5 protein-coding genes are annotated in these 6,881 nt (G+C 73.8%); 2 read left to right on the top strand and 3 right to left on the bottom strand.

Annotated elements, in window-relative coordinates:
- Window positions 1–60: 60 nt before the first annotated feature.
- Complete coding sequence (locus WD250_16400) at window positions 61–879, bottom strand: hypothetical protein (GenBank protein MEX2621799.1); 819 nt, start codon at window positions 877–879, stop codon at window positions 61–63.
- A 382-nt stretch (window positions 880–1,261) separates the two neighbouring features.
- Window positions 1,262–2,653: a proline--tRNA ligase gene (gene proS / locus WD250_16395; protein ID MEX2621798.1), complete on the bottom strand. Its 1,392-nt coding sequence runs from the start codon at window positions 2,651–2,653 to the stop codon at window positions 1,262–1,264.
- A gap of 141 nt (window positions 2,654–2,794) precedes the next feature.
- Between proS and WD250_16390 the strand changes: the two genes are divergently transcribed.
- Window positions 2,795–5,020: a transglycosylase domain-containing protein gene (locus WD250_16390; GenBank protein ID MEX2621797.1), complete on the top strand. Its 2,226-nt coding sequence runs from the start codon at window positions 2,795–2,797 to the stop codon at window positions 5,018–5,020.
- 30 nt (window positions 5,021–5,050) lie between these two features.
- On the opposite strand, the gene WD250_16385 is transcribed toward WD250_16390, so the two are convergent.
- The gene (locus WD250_16385; GenBank protein ID MEX2621796.1) at window positions 5,051–5,815 is read right to left on the bottom strand and encodes a transglutaminase-like domain-containing protein; all 765 of its coding nucleotides are present in this window, start codon (window positions 5,813–5,815) and stop codon (window positions 5,051–5,053) included.
- An 89-nt stretch (window positions 5,816–5,904) separates the two neighbouring features.
- Here WD250_16385 and WD250_16380 point away from each other — a divergent pair, with 89 nt between their 5' ends.
- On the top strand, window positions 5,905–6,822 hold the full coding sequence (locus WD250_16380; GenBank protein ID MEX2621795.1) for an ABC transporter substrate-binding protein: 918 nt from the start codon (window positions 5,905–5,907) through the stop codon (window positions 6,820–6,822).
- Window positions 6,823–6,881: the final 59 nt, after the last annotated feature.

Below are 6,881 nucleotides of genomic sequence, written 5' to 3'. Positions count from 1 at the left end.
CCCCCCCCCCACACCCGGCGCAGCAGAGCATCGCCCTCGCAGGCTCAGGCGATGCACGAGTCAGGGCAGTAGCTCGACCAGCTGCTGGTGCCAGTCGATCGGGCTGGTCTCGGCAGCAAGGGTCATGTTGGCACCCGCCGGGACCGGGTCGTTCGTCACGGCCACGACCGGGATCGAACGCCCGCACGCCTCCCCGCGCAGCTCAAGGATGAAGTGGCGGCCGCGTTCCTCGCTGGCGTCGACGAGGACGAGATCGGGCTTCAGCAGCCCGCAGGCGGACAGCGCCTCGCCCAACTCCTTCGACTCCACGCGGCACGCGGTCAGCAGGACCTCCAGGCCCCGCACGACGTCAGACGGCAGACCCACCGCCACGACCACGGGAGTGGGCATGCCGTCGAGAAACGCCTCGGCGAACTGCGCGCTGATGTCGCCGTAGTTACCGGGCAGGTTCTCCGTCAGGGGCTCCCCGGGGGTGTCCCACGCCTGCAGGTCGAACGCCGACGACGAACCGGGCGCCACCGTCTCGGCGCCCACACGCGTGGCGATGGCCTCCGCACCCCGCTCCGCCGTCGGCGCCCAGAGGTCCCACTCCAGCCCGCTGACGTCCGCCTCGACGTAGGTGATCGCGTTGATCAGGGGGTTGTCGCCGCCCTGGACGACCCGCAGGCCCGACCGTTCCAGGCAGACGGTCAGCAGGTCGAACACCGGCACCGGCTCCGGCGGTGCCTCCGCGCGCACGATGAAGGCGTCGTTGCTGACCCGCAGCGCCGCGTGCCACCACCCGGCCACGTACAGCACGTCGCCGGTCACCTGCAGGCCGGGGACGCTGCCGGAGCGCACGCCCCCGACGAACGCCTCCACCAAGCCGAGATCAGCCATCGAAGCCCTCCAACCGTGCCGGCGACGCCAGCGATTCTAGTCCGCGCCCTCCCGGGCTTCTCCCGTCCTTCGCCACGGACGGCCCGCACGGATGGGCCGCACGGATGGGCCGGCCTCGCGTCCGACCCCATGTCCGACCAATGGTCTGCCGGGGCCGATGCCCCCGGTCATGGCCGGGTTGGCCGGGACGTGGCTCGCCGCAGCCGGCGTTCACCTCCACGAACGTCTCGTCGGGGGGAGGCGTGGCCATCCCGGGACCGGTGTCGGGGGCGTCGTCCACCCCCCAGCAGACGGCGGTCCCGTCCACGGCGACCCCGCAGGTCATGTAGCCACCAGCGCTGACCGACGGCAAAGGCGCGGTGCACTGGTGGAGCAGGTCTACTCAGTAGGCGCGCCCGACGTAGGCGACGAGGCTGTCCGTGTCGTCCGGGGCCGGCAGGCCGCCAGCGGCGGTCACGAGGCAGCGCACGCTGTAGCCGTCCGCGGCCAGGCGGGCCTCTCCGGCGGTGCCCAACGTGTCCCACGGGATGCGCCACAGGCCGGCGCCGTCGATGTCCTCGCGGCGCTCGGCCTCGCGGGTGTGGCCCTCGCGGAAGGCCAGCGCCTGCTCCAGCATCGAGGCCTGGATCTCGTCGAGCAGGCGCGGCACCGCCTCGGCGACCGACCCCAGCGCCATGGCCTGCTTGCCCTCGGCGTCACGGCGCACCAGGGTGACCTCGCCCGCCGCGAGGTCGCGGGGACCGACCTCCAGGCGCACGGGCACGCCCTTCAGCTCCCAGCCGACGGCCCGCCGGCCGAACGACTGGCTGGTGGTCGCGTCCAGGCGGGCGCGCACCCCGGCGGCCACCAACGCGTCGACCAGGCGGGCGCACTCGTCCACCACCTCGTCCTTGATGGCGAGCACGACCACCTGGGCGGGGGCGACCGCGGGCGGCAGGCGCAGCCCGCGGTCGTCGCCGTGCGCCATGATCAGGCCGCCGACGACCCGTGTGGACACGCCCCACGAGGTGGTGTGCACGAGCTGGCGCTGGCCCTGCTCGTCGGAGAACCCGATGTCGAAGGCCCTGGCGAAGTTCTGCCCCAGGTTGTGGCTTGTGCCCATCTGCAGCGCCTTGCCGTCCCGCATGAGCCCTTCGAGGGCGTAGGTGACGACCGCGCCCGGGAACGTCTCCGCGCGGGTCTTGCGCCCGAGCACCGCGGGGATCCCGAGCACGCCGCGGATGACCTCGTCGTAGATGCCGAGCATCTGCAGGGTCTCCGCCTGCGCCTCCTCGCCGGTGGCATGGGCGGTGTGGCCCTCCTGCCAGAGGAACTCGGTGGTGCGCAGGAACAGCCGGGGCCGCAGCTCCCACCGCACGACGTTGGCCCACTGGTTCAGCTTCATGGGCAGGTCGCGGTGGCCCTGGATCCAACGGCTCATGGCGTCGCCGATGGTGGTCTCCGAGGTGGGGCGGACCGCGAGCGGCTCGGCGAGCTCCTTGCCGCCGCCGTGGGTGACGATGGCGAGCTCGGGGCTGAAGCCCTCCACGTGCTCGGCCTCGCGCCGCAGGAACTCCTCGGGGATGAACAGCGGGAAGTACGCGTTGTCGTGGCCGGTGGCTTTGATGCGGACGTCGAGCGCCGCCTGGATGTGCTCCCAGATCGCGTAGCCCCACGGCTTGATGATCATCGTACCGCGCGCCGGACCGCTCTCCGCGAGATCGGCCTTGGCCACGATATCCTGGTACCAGCGGGGGAAATCCTCCGCCTGCGGGGTCAAGATATTCTTCGCCATGGGGAGGAATCCTCGCACAATGCTGCGCGCGCGGTTGGGCGCGACCTGCGAGCACGGTAGAACAGGGGGGTGGCCGTCTCGAACCAACCGAGTCCTTCCCCCTGGTCCGGTAAGCCGGGGCGCGATCGCACGCTCGTCTCGATGTGGGCGGCCACCGTGGTGCTGGGCATGCTCCGGCTCTCGTCGGTGGTGCGCCACCGCGTGCGGCCGGGCTTGGGTCGGGCGTCCCGCGCCGGTGTCGACGCGACCGGATGGTGGGTCGGGCATGTGGCAGACGCACTGCTGCGCGCCGGCCGGGTGGCACCGCGCGCCATGGCTGGCTACGTCGGGTGGTGGTCCCGCGCGGCGCCCGCCGCCGGACGTCGTCTGGTGGACGCCACCGGGTGGGTGCTCACCCGCGGGACCGAGGTCGTCCGCCGGGCGAGCGGACGGCTCGTGCACTCCTTCACCGGGTTCATGACGGTGACCGCGGCCGCGGTCACCTGGGTGGTGGTCGTCGCGGCGGCGCTCGTGCCGGCCGCCGAGGGCTACGGTGAGGTCGTCGACGTCGAGTTCGCGGTGCCGGAGGACACCACCCTGCCGCGGCTGGCGCAACGCAGCGTCGTGTACGCCGCCGACGGCAGCGAGCTGGCGGTCCTCCACGACGAGCAGGATCGGCGCGAGGTGCCCTTCGACAGCGTGCCCGACCACGTCTGGCAGGCGGTGCTCGCCGCCGAGGACCGCCGCTTCTTCTCCCACGACGGGTACGACGTCGAGGCGATCAGCCGGGCCGCCGTCGCCAACGTCCAGGCCCGCGGCGTCGCCCAGGGCGGGTCCACGATCACCCAGCAGCTGGCCAAGATGAACTTCCTGTCCGCCGAGCGGACCCTGGAGCGCAAGGCCGAGGAGCTCGCGTACGCGCTCGCCATGGAGGAGCGCTTCTCCAAGGAGGAGCTGCTGGAGCGCTACCTCAACCAGGTGTACTTCGGCGGTGGCGCCTACGGCGTGGCCGCGGCCGCGGAGGAGTGGTTCGACGCCCCTCCGGAACGGCTCTCGCTGGAGCAGGCCGCCACGCTCGCGGCCATGATCCGGGCCCCGGGCCGACTCGACCCGCGCAACAACCCGGACGCCGTCGAGGCCCGACGCGACGCCGTGCTGCGCGGCATGGGCGAGGAGGGCTACATCAGCCGGGAGCGCGCCGAGTTCGCCGTGGACGTGCCGCTGCTGGTCATGCCCCGCCGGGAGCGCCCCGTCGTGGAGCCCTTCGTGGTCGAGGCGGTGAAGCGGGACTTCTTCGAGAACCCGGCCTTCGGGGAGACCCGGCCCGAGCGCATCGACCGACTGTTCACCGGGGGCCTGCGGATCCACACGACGATCGACCCGCGCGTGCAGGACGCGGCGCACGCCGTGGTGGAGGCCCACTACCCGAATGCCGCGAGCGAGCGCACCGCGGCGATCGCCGCCGTGGACCCGCGCACGGGGCGCATCGTGGCGACCCACAGCGGGGTCGACTTCGAGGCGGAGGCCTACGACCTCGCGACCCAGGGGCGACGCCAGCCGGGCAGCGCGTTCAAGACGCTCGTGCTCGCCACCGCCCTGGAGCGGGGCCGCTCCATCCACTCGACGATCAGCGGGGGCGGTCCGCGGGCCTTCGCCTGGGACCCGCACCAGGAGCCCTACGTGGTGCGCAACTTCGCCAACTCCAGCTACGGGACGCTCACGCTGCACGAAGCCCTGGTCCGCAGCGTGAACACCGCGTTCGTCGAGCTCATGCTGACCACCGGCATCAGCTTCGTGGTGGAGAAGGCCGGGGAGTTCGGCATCGACACCGACGAGGCCTTCGGCAGCCTCCCGAACCAGGGGCCGGCGATGGCCATCGGCGGGATGTTCCGGGGGGTCACCCCCCTGGAGATGGCCTCGGCCATCGGGGTGTTCGCCACCGGCGGGGAGCGTGCCGCGCCCTACGTCATCGAGCGCGTGGACGATGCGAACGGCAACGAGGTCTACCGCCACGCGGCGGAGCGCACGCGGGTGGTCAGCCCCCAGACCGCCGGGAGCATGATCGACGCGATGCGCGCGGTCGTGAACCGCGGCACGGGCACGCGCGCGCGGTTGCCGGGCTGGGATGTGGGCGGCAAGACGGGCACCTCCCAGATCTTCGCCGACGCCTGGTTCATCGGGACGACGCCCGTGCTGTCGACGGCCGTGTGGGTCGGCCACCCCGATGGGCGCGTGCCCTACCCGGGGATGACCGGCGGCCAGTTCGCCGCCCCGGTCTGGCGTGACTTCATGCAATCGGCGCTGGAGGGCAGGCCACCCGAGCCGTTCCCGGTGCCGCCCCCGCCACCTGCGCCCCCGCCGCCCGCGCCCCCGCCGCCCGCGCCGTAGGACCGGGCACGGCCGTCGGCTCGCCGGCCCTCAGTTGAGGCGGGCGCGCAACGCCCGCGCGGCCGCGAGCAGCTCGGGGTCGTCCTCGGCGCGCGTCTCGACCTCCTCGGCGCCCTGCTGGAAGCGGCCCTGGCCGGCCAGCGCCTCGCCCAATGAGCGCACCACCTCGGGACCCGCCGACGGCAGCACCAAACGCATGCGCACCACCCACTCGACGTCACGGACGGCACCGCGGGCGCGGTAGGCGCCGGCCAGGTTGGCGAGCATCCGGTCGAGGATCTGGTGCGCGCCGACCACGGGCAGCAGCGGGGGGCCGAACACCACCTCGGGCCCGGCGCCCGTGGTGGACCGGAAACGCTCCTCGGCCGCCGCCAGGGTCAGGGGCCGGCCGTGGTCGAAGGGGTCGAGGAGCGTGCCGTCGGCCCGGTCGCGCACCAGGAAGTGCCCGGGCATGCCGACCCCGTCGAGCCCGACGCCGGCACGCCGGCCGACCTCGATCATCACCACCGCGAGGGTGATCGGGATGCCGACCCGGCGGGCGAGCACCCGATGGAGGAAGGAGTTCTCGGGGTCGCTGTAGTCGCGCACGTTGCCGGTGAAGCCGCGCTCGGCGAACAGGCGATCCACCAGTCCGTCGACCCCCTCGACGCCGGAGGCGAGGCGGTCGAGCTCCTCCAGCCACACCTGGGAGTCCATCAGCGGGTCCGCGCCAGCACCGATCGCGAGCGCCGCGACACCGAGATCCACCGCCGGTGCGGCGGCGACCTCGGCGAAGCGCTCCACGGCTGCGTTCATGGCGTCCACCTTCTCGTCCTGCTCGGGCGTCACCGAGAGCCCGGCGCCGCCGCCGGCACCAGCGGCGGCCGACGGCGTAGCGTGGTGGCATGCCCACCCTGCCACGCGTCGCCAGCCTCATCCCCTCGGGGACGGACATCCTCGCCGCGATGGGGCTGGGTGCCGCGCTGGTCGGCGTGTCGCACGCCTGCGACCACCCCGTTGCACAGGGGCTGCCGGTGCTGACCTCCTCCCCGCTGGCGGGCGCCCGGATGGCCGCAGCCGAGGTCGACCGCCGGGTCGGCGCCGCCGCCGCCGCAGGCGAGCCCCTGTACCGCACCGACACGGACCTGCTGGCCTCCCTGGAGCCCGACGTGGTGCTCAGCCAGGACGTCTGCGACGTCTGCGCCGTCCCCGCCGGGGACGCGGCCGCCGCGCTGCCCGACGGTGCGCACCTGGTGCTGCTCCAGGGCACGACCCTGGCGGGCCTCGAGGCGGACCTCGCCGCCGTGGGCGCCGCCGTGGAGGCCGGTGACCGCGCCGAGCGGCAGGTGCAGTCCATCCGGTCCGCCCACGCCTCTGTCCGGCGCCGCGTCCGCGGGCTGGAGCGGCCGCGGGTCGTCGCGCTGGAATGGGGCGATCCGCCGTGGCTCGGGGGGCACTGGGTGCCCGAGCTGGTGGAGGTGGCCGGTGGGACCGCGTTGCTGTCCGGCGCGGGGCAGCCCTCGCGGCGGTCCTCCTGGGAGGAGATCGGCGCCGCCGACCCCGACGCCATCGTCTTCCTGCCCTGCGGGTACCGCATCGAGCAGGCGGCCGCGGACGGCGCCGCGCTGGCGACCCGGCCGGAGGTGGCCGAGCTGCGGGCCCTGCGGACCGGACGTTGCTGGGCGGTCGACTCGGCCCCGCTCTTCTCGCGGCTCACCCCGGCGGTCGTGACCGCGGCGCCCGTGCTGGCCTCGCTCCTGCATCCCGGGCACTTTCCGCCGGTGGGTCCCCGCCGCGCGGTGCCGATCGTGCCCGCGTCCTAGAATGCCTGAGACGTGAATCGCCGGAGCGCCAGCGGAGGCGATTCTCCGCTGTGCCGGGT

The sequence above is a fragment of the Egibacteraceae bacterium genome (assembly GCA_040905805.1).
GTDB lineage: Bacteria > Actinomycetota > Nitriliruptoria > Euzebyales > Egibacteraceae > DATLGH01.
The sequence above is the reverse complement of the archived record's forward strand: the minus strand, read 5'-3'. Positions and strand labels throughout refer to the sequence as shown.

Coding starts and splice junctions, on each gene's coding strand:
- WD250_16385 (MEX2621796.1), bottom strand. CDS start 5,815: ATGAACGCAGCCGTGGAGCGCTTCGCCGAGGTCGCCGCCGCACCGGCG.
- WD250_16400 (MEX2621799.1), bottom strand. CDS start 879: ATGGCTGATCTCGGCTTGGTGGAGGCGTTCGTCGGGGGCGTGCGCTCC.
- proS (MEX2621798.1), bottom strand. CDS start 2,653: ATGGCGAAGAATATCTTGACCCCGCAGGCGGAGGATTTCCCCCGCTGG.
- WD250_16380 (MEX2621795.1), top strand. CDS start 5,905: ATGCCCACCCTGCCACGCGTCGCCAGCCTCATCCCCTCGGGGACGGAC.
- WD250_16390 (MEX2621797.1), top strand. CDS start 2,795: ATGTGGGCGGCCACCGTGGTGCTGGGCATGCTCCGGCTCTCGTCGGTG.